At 71.4% G+C, this 13,523-nt stretch carries 15 protein-coding genes; 7 read left to right on the top strand and 8 right to left on the bottom strand.

Annotated features, from left to right (window positions below):
• The first annotated feature begins 37 nt into the window (after positions 1-37).
• Complete coding sequence (locus ACFZBB_RS21960; RefSeq protein ID WP_391125630.1) at positions 38-451, top strand: MarR family transcriptional regulator; 414 nt, start codon at positions 38-40, stop codon at positions 449-451.
• Between the two features lie 42 nt (positions 452-493).
• On the opposite strand, the gene ACFZBB_RS21955 is transcribed toward ACFZBB_RS21960, so the two are convergent.
• On the bottom strand, positions 494-1,327 hold the full coding sequence (locus tag ACFZBB_RS21955; RefSeq protein WP_391124820.1) for a phosphotransferase: 834 nt from the start codon (positions 1,325-1,327) through the stop codon (positions 494-496).
• A gap of 214 nt (positions 1,328-1,541) precedes the next feature.
• Between ACFZBB_RS21955 and ACFZBB_RS21950 the strand changes: the two genes are divergently transcribed.
• From ACFZBB_RS21950 to ACFZBB_RS21935, 4 genes are all read left to right on the top strand, one after another.
• Positions 1,542-2,288, top strand: a complete 747-nt coding sequence (locus ACFZBB_RS21950; protein ID WP_391124818.1) for a DUF4232 domain-containing protein — start codon at positions 1,542-1,544, stop codon at positions 2,286-2,288.
• Between the two features lie 3 nt (positions 2,289-2,291).
• Positions 2,292-2,972 carry a class F sortase gene (locus ACFZBB_RS21945; RefSeq protein WP_391124816.1) on the top strand — a complete coding sequence of 227 codons (681 nt, stop codon included), beginning with the start codon at positions 2,292-2,294 and terminating at the stop codon, positions 2,970-2,972.
• Between the two features lie 183 nt (positions 2,973-3,155).
• The gene (locus tag ACFZBB_RS21940) at positions 3,156-3,659 is read left to right on the top strand and encodes a sigma-70 family RNA polymerase sigma factor (protein ID WP_391124813.1); all 504 of its coding nucleotides are present in this window, start codon (positions 3,156-3,158) and stop codon (positions 3,657-3,659) included.
• Entirely contained in the window at positions 3,643-4,491 is an 849-nt protein-coding gene (locus ACFZBB_RS21935) for a DUF4232 domain-containing protein (protein ID WP_391124810.1), read from the top strand. The genes ACFZBB_RS21940 and ACFZBB_RS21935 overlap by 17 nt, the downstream gene beginning before the upstream one ends.
• 44 nt (positions 4,492-4,535) lie before the next feature.
• Here the strand turns inward: ACFZBB_RS21935 and ACFZBB_RS21930 are convergent, their stop codons facing one another.
• The 4 genes from ACFZBB_RS21930 to ACFZBB_RS21915 form a co-directional block, all read right to left on the bottom strand.
• Entirely contained in the window at positions 4,536-4,808 is a 273-nt protein-coding gene (locus ACFZBB_RS21930) for a hypothetical protein (RefSeq protein WP_391124808.1), read from the bottom strand.
• A complete protein-coding gene (locus ACFZBB_RS21925; protein ID WP_391124805.1) occupies positions 4,805-6,511 on the bottom strand; it encodes an FAD-dependent oxidoreductase in 1,707 nt (568 codons plus the stop codon). The genes ACFZBB_RS21930 and ACFZBB_RS21925 overlap by 4 nt, the downstream gene beginning before the upstream one ends.
• Positions 6,508-7,164, bottom strand: a complete 657-nt coding sequence (locus ACFZBB_RS21920; protein ID WP_391124802.1) for a ferric reductase-like transmembrane domain-containing protein — start codon at positions 7,162-7,164, stop codon at positions 6,508-6,510. Before ACFZBB_RS21920 ends, ACFZBB_RS21925 begins: the two co-directional genes overlap by 4 nt.
• Before the next feature lie 479 nt (positions 7,165-7,643).
• Positions 7,644-8,279: a TetR family transcriptional regulator gene (locus ACFZBB_RS21915; RefSeq protein ID WP_355334808.1), complete on the bottom strand. Its 636-nt coding sequence runs from the start codon at positions 8,277-8,279 to the stop codon at positions 7,644-7,646.
• Positions 8,280-8,762: 483 nt separating this feature from the next.
• Here ACFZBB_RS21915 and ACFZBB_RS21910 point away from each other — a divergent pair, with 483 nt between their 5' ends.
• Entirely contained in the window at positions 8,763-9,428 is a 666-nt protein-coding gene (locus ACFZBB_RS21910; RefSeq protein ID WP_391124799.1) for a LuxR C-terminal-related transcriptional regulator, read from the top strand.
• Here the strand turns inward: ACFZBB_RS21910 and ACFZBB_RS21905 are convergent.
• From ACFZBB_RS21905 to ACFZBB_RS21895, 3 genes are all read right to left on the bottom strand, one after another.
• Positions 9,408-10,886 carry an AMP-binding protein gene (locus ACFZBB_RS21905; protein WP_391124796.1) on the bottom strand — a complete coding sequence of 493 codons (1,479 nt, stop codon included), beginning with the start codon at positions 10,884-10,886 and terminating at the stop codon, positions 9,408-9,410. The two genes, ACFZBB_RS21910 and ACFZBB_RS21905, sit on opposite strands and share 21 nt — an antisense overlap.
• A complete protein-coding gene (locus ACFZBB_RS21900; RefSeq protein ID WP_391124793.1) occupies positions 10,883-12,016 on the bottom strand; it encodes an acyl-CoA dehydrogenase family protein in 1,134 nt (377 codons plus the stop codon). The genes ACFZBB_RS21905 and ACFZBB_RS21900 overlap by 4 nt, the downstream gene beginning before the upstream one ends.
• 127 nt (positions 12,017-12,143) lie before the next feature.
• Positions 12,144-12,857 carry an alpha/beta fold hydrolase gene (locus tag ACFZBB_RS21895; RefSeq protein ID WP_355334797.1) on the bottom strand — a complete coding sequence of 238 codons (714 nt, stop codon included), beginning with the start codon at positions 12,855-12,857 and terminating at the stop codon, positions 12,144-12,146.
• 300 nt (positions 12,858-13,157) lie between these two features.
• Between ACFZBB_RS21895 and ACFZBB_RS21890 the strand changes: the two genes are divergently transcribed.
• Positions 13,158-13,451: an acyl carrier protein gene (locus tag ACFZBB_RS21890; RefSeq protein WP_391124791.1), complete on the top strand. Its 294-nt coding sequence runs from the start codon at positions 13,158-13,160 to the stop codon at positions 13,449-13,451.
• Positions 13,452-13,523 lie beyond the last annotated feature (72 nt).

Below are 13,523 nucleotides of genomic sequence, written 5' to 3'. Positions count from 1 at the left end.
CGGAGGCGGTGTGCTGGAGCGGCTGGAGCGGGAACTGATGCTGGTGGCCCGCCACCATGTGCTGACGCGCCGGGACAGCTCGGCCGAGCGGCTGGACAAGTCCGCGTATCTGCTGCTCGCGCGCCTCGACTCGGAGGGCCCGATGTCCATCGGACAGCTCGCCGACGCCTTCGCGCTCGACACCTCGACGGTCAACCGGCAGACCGCCGCACTCCTGAGGGCCGACCTCGCCGAGCGCGTCCCCGACCCCGACGGCGGCCTCGCCCGCAAGCTCCGCATCACCGAAGAGGGCGCCAAACGGCTCGCGGCCGACCGCGCGTTCTACATCGCGGGCATCGACAGCGTCCTGACCGACTGGTCTCCGCGGGACGTGGAACTCCTCAGCGACATGCTCGCCCGCTTCAACCGCAGTATCGAGTCCCGCGAAGGGCGGCAGTGGCCGCGGCCGTGAGACCGCGATCGGCGGACCGTCCACGCGAGGGCGTGCGCCCGGTCAGCCGAGCAGGGCCAGCAGACGGCCCGCCTGCCGCCGCGCCGTACCCGGCGGATTGCGCCGGGCGGCCGGGTCCCCCGAGGCCAGGTCCTCGAAGGACAGCAGAAACAGCCACACCAGCGCGATCAGCCGTCGGCAGTCCCGCAGCCGTACGGTCTCCGCCGCCGTCAGCTCGAAGTGGGACAGGAACGCCGTGACGTCCAGCGGGTGTTCCACCCAGCTCGCCACATGCTCGGTGATCTCCGCCAGTTCATAGGCGCGGTCGCTGCGGCCGGAGTCCTCGAAGTCCACGACCCGCACACGCGAGCCGTCCCAGAGGTAGTTGGCGAGATTGCCGTCACCGGGGCCGAAGACCGCGGGCACGGCGGCCTGTTCCGTCCGGTTCAGGCCCGACGCATCCAGCCAGGCGAGCCCCGCGTCGACAGCGCCCCCCACGGCCGCGTCCACCCGTCCCCGCACCCGTGGCGCCCAACCGCGCAGCCGCGCGCCGAGTTCCGCCGGACCTTCGGGCCGTACGGGCACCTGCGCCAGTACGTCGGCGGGCAGCGCACTGTGCAGCGCGTTCACCGTCCCCGCGAGACGTGTCAGCCGCTCGCCGTCCAACGGCGCGCCCCGGAGCGGCACTCCGGGCAGCAGGGACATCGAGACCACCGGCTCCGCGTCGCCCAGGTCGCAGGAGTACGGCCGCGGCGCCAGCCCCGGCGCGTGCCGGTCGAGCAGCGTCAACGCCCGCCACTCGCGCACGGCGCGCTCGTGGGCCGTGGCCGGGAACCGCTTGGTCACGCCCCCGGCCGCGAGCGTCACCGCGTGCGTGCCCCACTGATTCGCGCCCATGGCAACCGATCCTGCCAGGCCCGCCGTTGGACCCGCCGGGAGGCGGCGCGGGAGACCCGGTGAGTGAAGTGCCGCCGCTCGCCGCTCGATTGATTTGGCAATCTCTTTACAACCCGGCCCCACCCCGCGTCGTCTCTCCCCTGCGAATCCCCTTACGGCCCGGCCGGCGCTCGTTCCGGAGCGCGGCAGCCGGGGGGAGAAGGGAAGACCGGACATGCGCATGAGTTCACTCGCCGTCGGCGCCGCCGCGTTCTCGACCGCGGCCAGTTTCGCCGTACTCGGAGCGTCCCCGGCGACCGCCGTCGCCCCCGCGAGCGACACATCGAGCACTCCGATGTGCGCCACCTCCCAGCTCACCGCCTCCCTCGGCGGTGAGGACGCCGGAGCGGGCAACCTCTACCGCTACCTGGTGCTGACCAACCACAGCGGCACCACCTGTCACCTCACCGGATTCCCCGGCCTGTCGCTGCTCGACGCGAGCGGCAAGCAGATAGGCGCGCCCGCCACCCGCGAGCACAACGGCTACGCGGCGGTCGTGCTGCGCCCCGGCGGCAAGGTGAGCGACACCATCCACACCATCAACCACCAGGGCACCTGCCTGCCGACCTCCACGAGCCTGCGGATCTACCCGCCGGGGAACAAGGCGTCGCTGGTCTTCGCGGGGAAGATCACCAACTGCGACAACCAGTTCTCCGTCACCCCGCTCGTCGCGGGCATCAGCGGCAACCCCTCCAACTCCGCGCCCACGCCGACGCCCACCACCACGTCCTCCGGCTCCGGCTCGCAGGTCACCGCCGTACCCAGCGGCGCCCCCGACACCGGCCTCGCCGAGACGGCGCACTCCTCGGGCACCCACGACAAGGACACCCTCGCGCTGGCCGGCGCCGGTGTGCTGGCCGTCGGCGCCCTCGGTCTGGTCACCGGGATGCGCCGCAGGTCGCACGGCCGGGCACAGGACTGACCGTTGCCGACCGTCACCTCCCTCAGCCGTTCCGTCCCGGTACGGGCCCGGTGCGTGCTCGCCGCCGCCGTACTGGTGCTGCTGAGCGGCTGCCAGTCCGACCCGCCCGCTCGGGCCACCCCGGGCGGGACGGAGCGGACACCGTCCGCCTCGGCGTCCGCGACCTCGACGCCGTCGTCCGGCGGCACGGCCCCGGCGACCACCGGGGCCGTACCGCTGGCCCGCTCGGTCCCGGTCCGGCTGCGGATCGCGGCCATCGGCGTCGACACCCCGGTGATGTCACTGGGGCTCAACTCCGACGGCACCGTGGCCGTACCGCCGATCGAGGCGCACTCGCCCGCGGGCTGGTATAGCGGCTCGCCGACGCCCGGCGTCACCGGACCCTCGGTGATCCTCGGCCACGTCACGGTCGGACAGTACGGCGACGGCGTCTTCCGCCACCTGTCCAAGCTCGCCGCCGGCGACCGGATCGAGATCGGCCTCAAGGACGGCGCCACGGCCGCCTTCACCGTCGACTCCGTCCAGACGGTCGCCAAAGCGCGATTTCCGACGGACCGCGTGTACGGGAACGTCGACCACCCCGCTCTGCGTCTCATCACCTGTGGCGGCACCCGGATCACCGGGAGCGGCTATCAGGACAACGTGATCGTCTACGCGTCCCTGTCGTCGGGAGCGGGAACCTGAACCGGACCCCGCACCCGTCCGCCGTCCGGACGCCGACCGCGCGTACGCACCGGACCCGGTCCGCGCGTACGTCCCCGGCGCCGGCCCCGATCCGGGGCCGGCGCGGGGCGGGCGGCACCGGGAGGCCCGGGAGGTCTGCCCCGGCGCCACCGGGGCAGACGACGATCACCACGAGGACGACGAGTGAGGAGAGCGGCCATCCGGTCCCAAGAGCGCGCGGCCGCCGAGCTGTTCGAGGCCGTCTACCCGCGCCTGGCAGGCTGGTGCCGCCGTCTGGTGGACGACGACGGGACCGCGCACGAGATCGCGGCCGAGGCCTTCACCCGGCTGTGGGCGCGCTGGACCAAGGTCGAGGAGCCCAGCGGATACCTCTATGTGACCGCGGCCAACCTGGTCAGGGACCACTGGCGCAGACTGGAGCGCGAGCGCCGCGCCATGCGCCGATTCACCACGGAGGAAGCCGTGAAGGAGCAGCAGGACAGCAGCGACCCCTCGGTGCGCATGCTCGTCCAGTCCCTCCCGGAGCGACTGCGCGACCCGGCACTGCTGTACTACTACGCGGACCTGCCCGTACAGCAGGTGGCCGCGCTGCTCGGCCGGAACGAGGGCACGGTCAAGGCCGACCTGCACGCGGCTCGCGAACTGCTCCGCGCCAGGCTGGGGGAACACCATGACCGGACTGTCTGACGACGGTCCCGGCGGGGAGCCCTTCGACCCGCTGGAGCCGCTGCTGCGCCCGCCCGCGGTCTATCTGCCGCCGCCCGCGGGCTCGTTCGAGCTGATCCGCCGCCGCGCGGCCAGGCGCCGCCGCTCCCGCGCGATGGTCGGCGGCACGCTCGCCGCCGCCGTCATCACCGGTGCCTTCTACGTGGCCGCCGCGCTGAACCGGGAGGACTCGCAGGAGGTCGTCCCCACACCGGCCAACAGCAGCGGGCCCGTCACCACGGCCCCCGGGCCGACGACCCCGCCCGTCGTACCGCCGCCCGCGCCCACCCCGACGCAGACCACGCCCACCAAGGGCCCGAGCGACGGTACGACCGTCACGTCCGAGCCGTCAGGGACCATCCCGCCCACCTCGCCGACCAGCACCGGCACCGGCTCCGCCGCCACGCCGCTGTGCACGGCCGCGCAGCTCACCGCCTCCCTCGGCGACGGCGACGCGGGCGCGGGCAACCTCTACCGCTACCTGCTGCTCACCAACCACAGCGATACGGTCTGCCATGTCACCGGCTTCCCCGGCCTGTCGCTGCTGGACGCGAACGGCAAGCAGATCGGCGCCCCCGCCACGTACCAGAATCTCCCGCACGGGCCCGTGGTGCTGCGGCCCGGCGAGTCCGCGAGCGACACCATCCACACCGTCAACCAGCAGGGGACCTGCCTGCCGACCTCCACGAGCCTGCGGATCTACCCGCCGGGCAGCAGGGCGTCGCTGGTCTTCCCGGGGAAGATCACCAACTGCGACAACGAGTTCGTGGTCACCCCCTTCAACGCGGGCACGACGGGCAACCCGCCGTCCTGACGGGGACGGCGGGGGCGGCGGGGGCGGTCCGCGCCGGCGCCGGCTCAGTGCACGTCCGGCGGGCTGGAGGTCGCGGGCGGCATCGAGTAGGTGGGGGACGCGGGGGAACCCGAGCGGACGCCCGGCGGTTTGCTGGGCGGCATCGGCGCCGCGGTGATCAGCACCCTGCCGTACGCCGCCAGCGCCGCCGCCATCACGATCAGGATCATCAGCCAGCGCAGGTGCAGCCGGGCGGGGGCGCTGAGCAGCCACGACAGCATCCCGCCGGACAGCAGCAGCCCGGAACGACTCCCGCGGTTGACGCCGCGACGGCTCATCGGCGTCCCCTTCCGCCGGTGGGCGGCGTATGGGCCAGGGTGCGGCCGATCTGGTCGCGGTAGCGCAGGAGTTCCAGCGGCATGTCGAAGGCGACGGCCGCCACGATCTGCGGACCGTACGCGGTCTGCCGGGAGTAGCGGACGAGGAAGCGGTCGGAGCGCATCGAGCCCGCCATGACCTCGGTGTCCGTGCCGAGCGCGGGGATGCCCACCGCCTGGATCCGGATGCCGTGCTGTTCCGACCAGAAGCGCGGCACCGGAGTGAAGCGCGCCGCGCGTCCGGGGCCGCGCAGCAGCGAGTCGGCGGCGTGCTGCCCCATCTCCACGGCGTGGATGAGGTGTTCGACCCGGCGCGGCTCGGTGTCGAAGCGCGGGTTCGGCCAGCGGGCCACGTCCCCTGCCGCCACCACATGCGGCGTGGTCCTGCCCCACTGGTCCACCGCGTGGCAGGTCGGCCCGCAGAGCACGCCGTCGGAGATCTCCAGACCGCTGCCCCGCAGCCACTCGGTACGGGGCTGGCCGCCGAGTCCGAGCACCACGAAGTCGCAGTCGAGGACCGCGCCGTCGTCGAGCCGCAGCCGCAGCCCGTCGCCGTGGTCCTGCCAGTCGGTGATCTTCGTGCCGAGGCGGACGTCGACCCCCGCGCGGCGCTGGAGCGAGCCGACCACCGCGCCGACCCTGGCGCCGAGCACCCGGCGCAGCAGCGGCGCGCTGTGGACGACGAGCGTCACGTCCATCCCGTTCTCCCGCGCGGTGCAGGCGAGTTCGCAGCCGATGAAGCCGCCGCCGAGGATCACCACCCGGCGGGCGCGCGCCGCGTGCATCGCCCGCCGTATCGCCGCCGCGTCCTCGATCGTGCGGACGGTACGGACCCGGTCGCTGAACACCGGCGCCTCGGGGAGCCGCTTGGCGTCCACACCGGTCGCCAACACCAGCCCGTCGAACGGCAGATACTCCCCGCCGCGCAGTTCGATCGCGGACTTCGCCAGGTCCAGCCCCGTCATCCGGGTGTCGAGCAGCCAGTGCGCGTCCAGTGCCGCGTCCGCCCGGAAGGGCAACTGCTGTTCGGCGAGCCGGCCCGACAGATACTGCTTGGACAGCGGCGGACGGCTGTACGGCCGGTGCGGCTCCTCGCCGACCATCACCAACTCCCCGTCGAAACCGCGCTCTCTGAGCCGGGTCGCGGCGCTCAGCCCGGCGAGTCCGGCGCCCGCGACGACGATCCGCCGCAGGCTCGCCCGCGCCGCGGAGCCGCTGCGCAGCGGACGCGCCGCCCGCCGCCCGATCGCGGCGGGACCGCCGGAGGGGCTCTGCCCGCCGTGGATGGCGATGGCCTGCATCGGGCAACACCGCACGGCCTGGCGGGCCTTGGCCGCGTAGTCGGCGGGCACGCTGCGCGTGTAGTGCAGCGAACCGCTCTCGGCGATCCGGAAGACCTCGGGCGCCTCCTGCTGGCAGATGCCGTAGATGTGGCACCGGTTGTTGTCGACGCTGATCCGTACCGGCTCCGCCTCGGGCACCAGTACGGGCCTGGCGGGCGCGAACGACTCGGCGGCGATGGGGGCTTGGGGGAGCGGCGGCGCGGTGCGCGCGGGCGGCCGGCCCTGGTGGACGACGACCGGTGTGGTGGGCCGGGCGGCGGGGGACTGACCCGGTGGCCAGGGCGCCGGGGGGACACGGCCCGGGGGAGGCGGCTGGATCATTCGGCGGCTCCCGGCCTGCCGACGTAGGTGCGCTGCCTGAGCCGGGAGCGGGACGGGAAGGCGCGGATCAGGAAGGCCAGCAACACGGTGCTCGCGCCGGTGGCGATGCCGACCGACACCAGATTCAGATGGCGCGGCTCCGGGTGCACCAGGAAGACGTGCAGCCAGATCAACCCGAAGCCTACATAGGCGAACTGATGGGTTCTCAGCCAGCGGTGGTAGCCCAGTCTGCGCTGGAGCCACACCGAACAGCCCACGGCGATGGCCAGTTCGGTGCCGAGGATGCCGAAGCCCACCGGGAGCCGCTGCACACCGCCGGTGAACGGCACGGTCAGCTCACGGCCGCCGATCCGCCAGATCGGCTGGTAGAGAAAGGTCGCGCCGTGCACGACACCGAAGATCATCGCGGAGAGCGCCAGCGTCATGTGCGCGCCGTAGAAGGTGGCCCGGTTGACCGCGTGCTGCAGGAATCTCAGCCGCAGCAGCACACCGAGGACGACGGTGGCCACCATCAGCACATACGCGATCAGAGCCGCGAGTCTCGCGATCTTGTGGACGCCCATGTCGTAGGGGACCTGCTTGTCGTAAGCGTCCAGTGGGGAACCGGGGATGGGAGCGGCGGCGGAAGTGCCGCGCGCCAGGAGCAACCCCACCGTGAAAAGCACCAATACCGAGAAAAGCACTAGCAGAAGACGGGAAGCACCGCTGAGCGCGGGGGCCTTCTTACGGCTGTCGAATGCCGCGACCGTGACCATATCCTGTGACTCCTCGTATCGACGCGACTGCGACACGCGCAGGGCGAAGACCTGGGGCGATACCCGGAGTCGAGCTGTCCCGTTACCATTTTGTGCATTCGCCGATGAATGCGGCAAAGGTGTTCGGGGCAGGCTTCTCTTCGGGCCCTTTCCCCTGAAGGACACGCTGCTTGGCGGCAGACGCTACACCAAGATTCGCGCGCGGTCGATGCGTGGCCAACGGGCCCCGGGCCGACTCGATATGACGCTAAATCACCATTGTGACGGCGAATCACCGGCCCGGATCGCGTAGCTCGCGTAAAGGCTTTGCGTGGCGATGGTGAATCACGAACCGGTGTACTGCGCGGCGAATGGTGGAGGACTGGGCCGGGTGCGGCTCAGCCCGCGCCGCCCGGACGGTCGGCCGTGCGGGGGAGTGGCAGGTCGCCGGTGAGGGAGTTCTGGATCACCGGCGCGTACACGGCGATCAGCGACGGTGTGCTCGCGGATGCCAGCGGCTCGACGCGGATGATGTAGCGGGCCATGACCAGACCGATGAGCTGGGAGCCCAACAGGGCCGAGCGCAGCGCGCGTTGCGGCTCGGCCAGTGCCTGGGCCAGTGGGCCGAGCACTTCGCGGCCGAGGAATTCCCGCAGGATCCCGGCGGCCGTCTCGTGCGAGACCGCCGACCGGATCACCGCCAGCAGCGCGTCGTGCCGCTCGGCCGACTCCCACAGTCCGAGGACCGTGGTCAGCAGCCGCTCGCCCGAGGTGGCGGGATCCCCGGCGAGCACCGGCAGCAACTCCATCGGGCGCACCGCCTCGTGGACGGCGGCGGCGAACACCCCTTCCTTGGACCGGAAGAAGTGGTGCACGAGCGCCGCGTCGACCTTCGCTTCGCGGGCGATGCCGCGCACCGTCGTCCGCTCGTAGCCGTACTCGGCGAATTTCAGCCGCGCCGCCCGCAGGATCGCCTCCCTGCTGCCGCTGCGGCCCGGCCGTCGGCCGGGCCGTCCGGTGACCGCCTCTCCCATGACCGCCGCCCTGTCACGTAAATTCACCGTTCGGTGATTTATGAGAGTAGCCTCGGCGGGGTGAAACGCCAACCACCCGCCGGCCGTGCGCCGGCCACCGTCGGAGCCGCGGGCGCGGACCGGGCGCCGGTCCGGTCCGGCGCCGACGCGGCCCGGCCGCCAGTCGGGCGCTCGACACGCCTCGCCGAACCCGGAAGAATTACCCGCGAGGGCCGCTTGAAACCTCTTTGGGACGCAAACGGGCGACCTGTCCGCGAGGGGAGTTTATCGGCGCGCCGTGACCTGTGCGGCGGCTCGGGGCATTGCCCGAAAGGGCTATAGATTTAAGTTTCAATCATAACGAGCTCAAATGTTCCATGTTGATGCTGGTCAGGCGTGCGTGCTAGAGTCGAAATAACGTGCTGTTTGCTGAAGGTCGGGGGCTCGATGCTTCAGGATGGAATCACGAGAGTTCTTCTCGTCGACTCCAGAGCGGTTTCCCGTGTGGGACTCAGTGTCCTGCTGAGCAGGGAAACCGATCTGGAAGTCGTGGGCGAGGTTGCCGATATTCGGCACGCTCTGCCCTGCGTGGCAAGGTTGTCTCCGCATGTGGTGATCATCGACGCGCTGGACATGGCGCCGGATGTTCCGCATGCCATCCAGCAGCTCATCGTCGGCGGCGCCGACGGCTGCCCTAAGATATTAGCCCTGGTCCAGAGCCTGGAGCAGTGCGCTCAGCACTGGCAGGCGGCCGGCGCCAGGGGTGTGCTCGACAGTCAGGCGAGTCCGGAGCGGATCATCGCCGCCGTCCGGATGGTCGCCGCCGGTTACCGACTGGTGATTCCCACCGTCGGCGCCGCCACTGCCGCCGCCGCCGCGGCGGCCATCACGCCGGAACCGCCGCGAGCGGAAACATCGGAGACCGATCTGGTGTCCAGTGGAATAACCCGGCGTGAGCGCGACGTGCTCCAGCTCATCATCCGCGGCTATTCGAACGCGGAAATATCAGAGGCACTTTTTCTGAGTGAGAGCACCGTGAAATCACACGTTCAGCGCATGCTGGACAAGCTGGCTCTGCGCAATCGAGTACACGCCGTTATATATGCCTACGAAAAAGGAATTGTCAGAGCCGGCGGCAATTTAGAATCTTTAGTCGGTACCAGTATGTGACACCATTTTCGCGACCTGGGAGCGGTCTTTCTTGCCGTTCCCGGTTCGGGGTATCTCGTCGAAAAGGCTGAGGCTGTCGACGAGCATGTAGGTGGGGAGCCGTTCGGCGCTCCACCGCTTGAGCGCGAGCAGGCCCGGAGCGCTGTCCGGGGCCGGGACCACCACGGCGTGCAGCCGTGCCGTGAGCCCGGTCCCGAGCACGACCACGGCCACGTCCCTGACCTGCGGGTGCAGGCTCAGGACGCTCTCGATCTCGCCCAGCTCCACCCGGTTGCCGCGGATCTTCACCATGTGGTCGCGGCGCCCCAGGTACTCCAGCATGCCCGCGTCGTCGTACCGCACGAGGTCGCCGGTCGCGTACGGGCCGCTCTGCGGCGGATGGCCCCAGTACCCGAGCATCACCGTGGGGCCGGAGACCAGCAGCTCCCGCCCCGCCTGGCCCGCGACCTCGGGGCCCAGCTCCAGGGTGTCGCCCGAGCAGACCGCGCCGATCGGCAGGGCGCCCGAGCGGTCGAGATCGGCGGCGGAGACCTCGTACGACGTACAGACATTCGTCTCGGTCGGGCCGTACCAGTTGAGCAGCCTGACGTCCTGCCAGGCCGCGCGCAGCCGCCGCACATGGGCGATCGGGAACGCCTCGCCCGCGAAGACACAGGCCCGCAGCGCGCGCGGCGGCGGCCCGTCCAGCAGCCCGCCCTTGGTGATCATCAAGGTGAGCGCCGAGGGCACCGAGTACCAGACGGTGATCGCGTGCTCGTCCATGAAGCGGACGAGCTGGGCCGGCGCGTAGGCCAGCGCCTCGGGCACCAGATGGACGCTGGCGCCCGCCAGGAACGCCGCGTAGAGGTCGAAGACCGACAGGTCGAAATTGAACGGCGCGTGGTTGGAGAGCCGGTCCGACGGGACCAGCCGCAGATCGGCCGCGGCCCACCGCACGAACGCCAGCGCGTTGAGGTGACTCAGGCACACACCCTTGGGCTCACCGGTCGAACCCGACGTGAACAGGATGTACGCCGGATCGTGCTCCGAGCCCTCGACCGGCGACGGTACGGGCCGGCCCTCGCCCGTCGCCAGCAGGTCCGCGAAGGTACGGCAGGGCGCCGCGTCCCAGCCCGCGTCGGCCGCCGCGTCCGCGCCGTCCTCGTCGGTCACCACCAGCGCGGGACCGCAGGCCGCGACGATCCGCGCCAGCCGCGACGGCGGGTTCGAGGACGCCACCGGTACGTAGACCGCTCCGCCGCGCAGGCACGCCTGCATCAGCGCCACGACGTGCAGGCTCTTCGCGCTCCAGAGCACGACCCGGTCGCCCGGCCGCACCCCGCTCGCGGCCAGTGCCGCGCCGTAACGCGCCGCGAGCGCGTCCAGTTCGCCGTACGTCAGCCGTCCGTCGACGGCGTCGACCGCGAGGGAATCCGGCGCCCTGCGGGCGGCGGCGGTGACGAATTCGTGCAGCCTCACAGTCCCAGCTCCTTCGCGACGAGCTCCTTCTGGATCTCCGAGGTACCGGAGAACAGCACGCTCGGCACCGCGTCCCGCAGCGCCGCCTCCACACCCGACTCCGACCGGTATCCGCGACCGCCGAGAATCCGTACGGCGTCCAGCGCGCTCTGCACCGCGGCCTCGGAGACGGCGAGCTTCGACAGCGCCACCGGCAGGGTCGCCCTGCCTCCGCGGTCCATCTCCCAACAGGCCCGGTAGAGCAGGAGTCTGGCGCTCTCCAGCCGCAGCTTCATGTCCACGATGCGGTGCGAGACCGCCTGGAAGCCGGAGATGCGACGGCCGAACTGCCGCCGCTCGCGGGCGAATCGGACGCAATCCTCTACCAGCCGGTCCATCAGACCCAGATAGCCGGCGAAGAGGCAGGCGCGCTCCCAGCCCATGGACGTCTGGAAGATCGTCGCGCCCATCCCCTCGACGCCCAGCACCTGGTCGTCGGGGACGAAGCACTCACGGAAGGTCACCGTGCCCGCCAGGCAGGAGGACAGGCCCATCTTCTCGAAGGGCTCACCGCGCAGCACCCCGGGGGCGTCGGCCGGCACGACGAAGGCGGTCTGGCCGAGGTGTCCCGAGTCGGGGTCGCTGGTCGCGTACGTGACCAGGACGTCGGCGGCCGGGCCGTTGCTGACGAAGCTCTTCTCGCCGTCCAGGACGAATCCGCCCGGCACTTCGGTGGCCGTCACCCGCAGCCGCGAGACGTCGGAGCCGGACTCCGGCTCCGTCATGGCGTTGCCCGCGATCATCCGGCCGGACGCCAGCTCCGGCAGGAAACGCTTCTTGAGGTCCGCGCTGCCGAACTCCGCGATCGGCACGGCGCAGGCGAAGAGGTGGGCGCTGGCCGCGAAGACAAGCCCGGTGTCGTGGCAACCGCGGCCCACGGCCTCGATGACCCGCGCGGTGTCGAGCGCGCCGAGGCCGTCCCCGCCGTACTCGGCGGGAAGGCAGGCGCCCAGGGCGCCGATCCGGCCGAGTTCCCGCCAGTCGGACCGTTCACCGGGGCGCCGCGGACGGTCCGCGGGGAACGCGTCGGCGGCCCGGCGGACGGTCTCCTCGTACCGCGCGGTCTGCTCGGTGCTCCAACTGAAGTCCACGCTGGCTCCTGCATCGGGAGGGAGGGAGAGACGGAAGGTGGGGTGCTGCGCTCAGGGCTCAGGGCTCAGGGCTCAGGGCTCAGCGCTGGGGCTCGGGGCCGAGGGCTCCGCGCTCAGGGGTCGCGGATCACATCGCGCCGACCGTGAGCAGGTCCGCGAGCGCGGAGCGCAGTTCGGCGCTGGCGAGCATCATGTGGCCGCCCCGCACGGTGGTGACTCGGCACGGCCCGGTGGTCTCCGCCGCCCAAGCGGCCAGCCCCGGCGCGTCCACCACCGGGTCCAGGTCGCCGGCGAAGACATGCACCGGGCAGGACAGCGGCGGCAGTTCGGTGGGACGGCGGTAGGTCTCCGTCATCCGCAGGTCGGCGCGGAGCGGCGGGAGGAACAGGTCGAGCAGCTCAGGACTGTCCTCGACGGCGGGCAGCGCGCCCTCCAACGTCCGCAGTCCGCTCAGGAGTTGTGCGGGAGGCGCGTTGTGCAGTGGCGGCAGCGCGTGCGGGGTGCGGGGCGAATTGCGTCCCGAGACGATCAGGGCGGCGGGCGGGCCGACCAACTGCGAGAGCCGGTGGGTCAGTTCGAAGGCGACCACGGCGCCGAAGCTGTGCCCGAACACCGCGTAGGGTCCTTCGATACCGGGTGCCAGCTCGGCCGCGAGGGTACGGGTCAGCGTGCCGATGTCCTGGGCGAGCGGTTCGCGCCTGCGGCTGCCGTGGCCCGGCAGATCGACCGGGCGGACCCGCGCCACCTCGGCGAGGCCGGGCCGCCACGCGTGGTACATCACCGCGCTGCCACCGGCATGGGGCAGGCACAGCAACTGGGGCCGTAGGGCGGGAAGCAGCACGGCCGCGGACCTCCTGTGATCGGGCGCACCGGATGGTCCCTCGATCCTCGCCGTTGCGGCGGCACGGGGCCACGGCCGTGAGTACTCATCATTAATGAGGACCCGCACGTGAAGCGGAAGCGGCGCCTCCCCCGTAGGTACGCACTTCGGGGCGTGTGTGCGCGGGCGTAATTCATCAGGTCTGGTGAAGTCCTCCGGCGGCGCCCGTAGCTACGTTTGGGGCCCTGGCCGAGCCGACCGCGACTTCGTGGAGTCGGGGGTTCCGCCGTGTCAACCCCGGACTCCGGAAGGTCGCTACGCATGTCCGACAGTTCTGATCCGCAGCTCGGCTACGACGAAGTCCTCGCGGAGCTGAAGGAGTTCATCGAAACGCGATTCCTGCCCGAGGGCGAGGAGGGAATCGAGCCCGATTCCCTCCTGCTCCAGCTCGGAATCCTCACGTCGCTGAACACCACCGAGCTGATCGCCCATATCCACGACAGGTACGGGCTGTTCATGCCGCCCGAGTACATCGTCGGCAGGAACTTCAAGAGCCTGGACGCCATCAGCAAGCTCGTGGTCCGGATCCAGACCGACCCCGCCGCCATGGCCTGACGCTCTGTCCGCCGCCGCTGTGCCGCCGCCGCTTTGACGCGGATGCGAACCGCCCGACCGCAAGCGCGGCCC

The sequence above is a fragment of the Streptomyces sp. NPDC008139 genome, assembly GCF_042957025.1.
In the GTDB taxonomy this organism is placed as follows: Bacteria; Actinomycetota; Actinomycetes; order Streptomycetales; family Streptomycetaceae; genus Actinacidiphila.
This window is presented reverse-complemented; position numbering and strand designations above follow the sequence as displayed.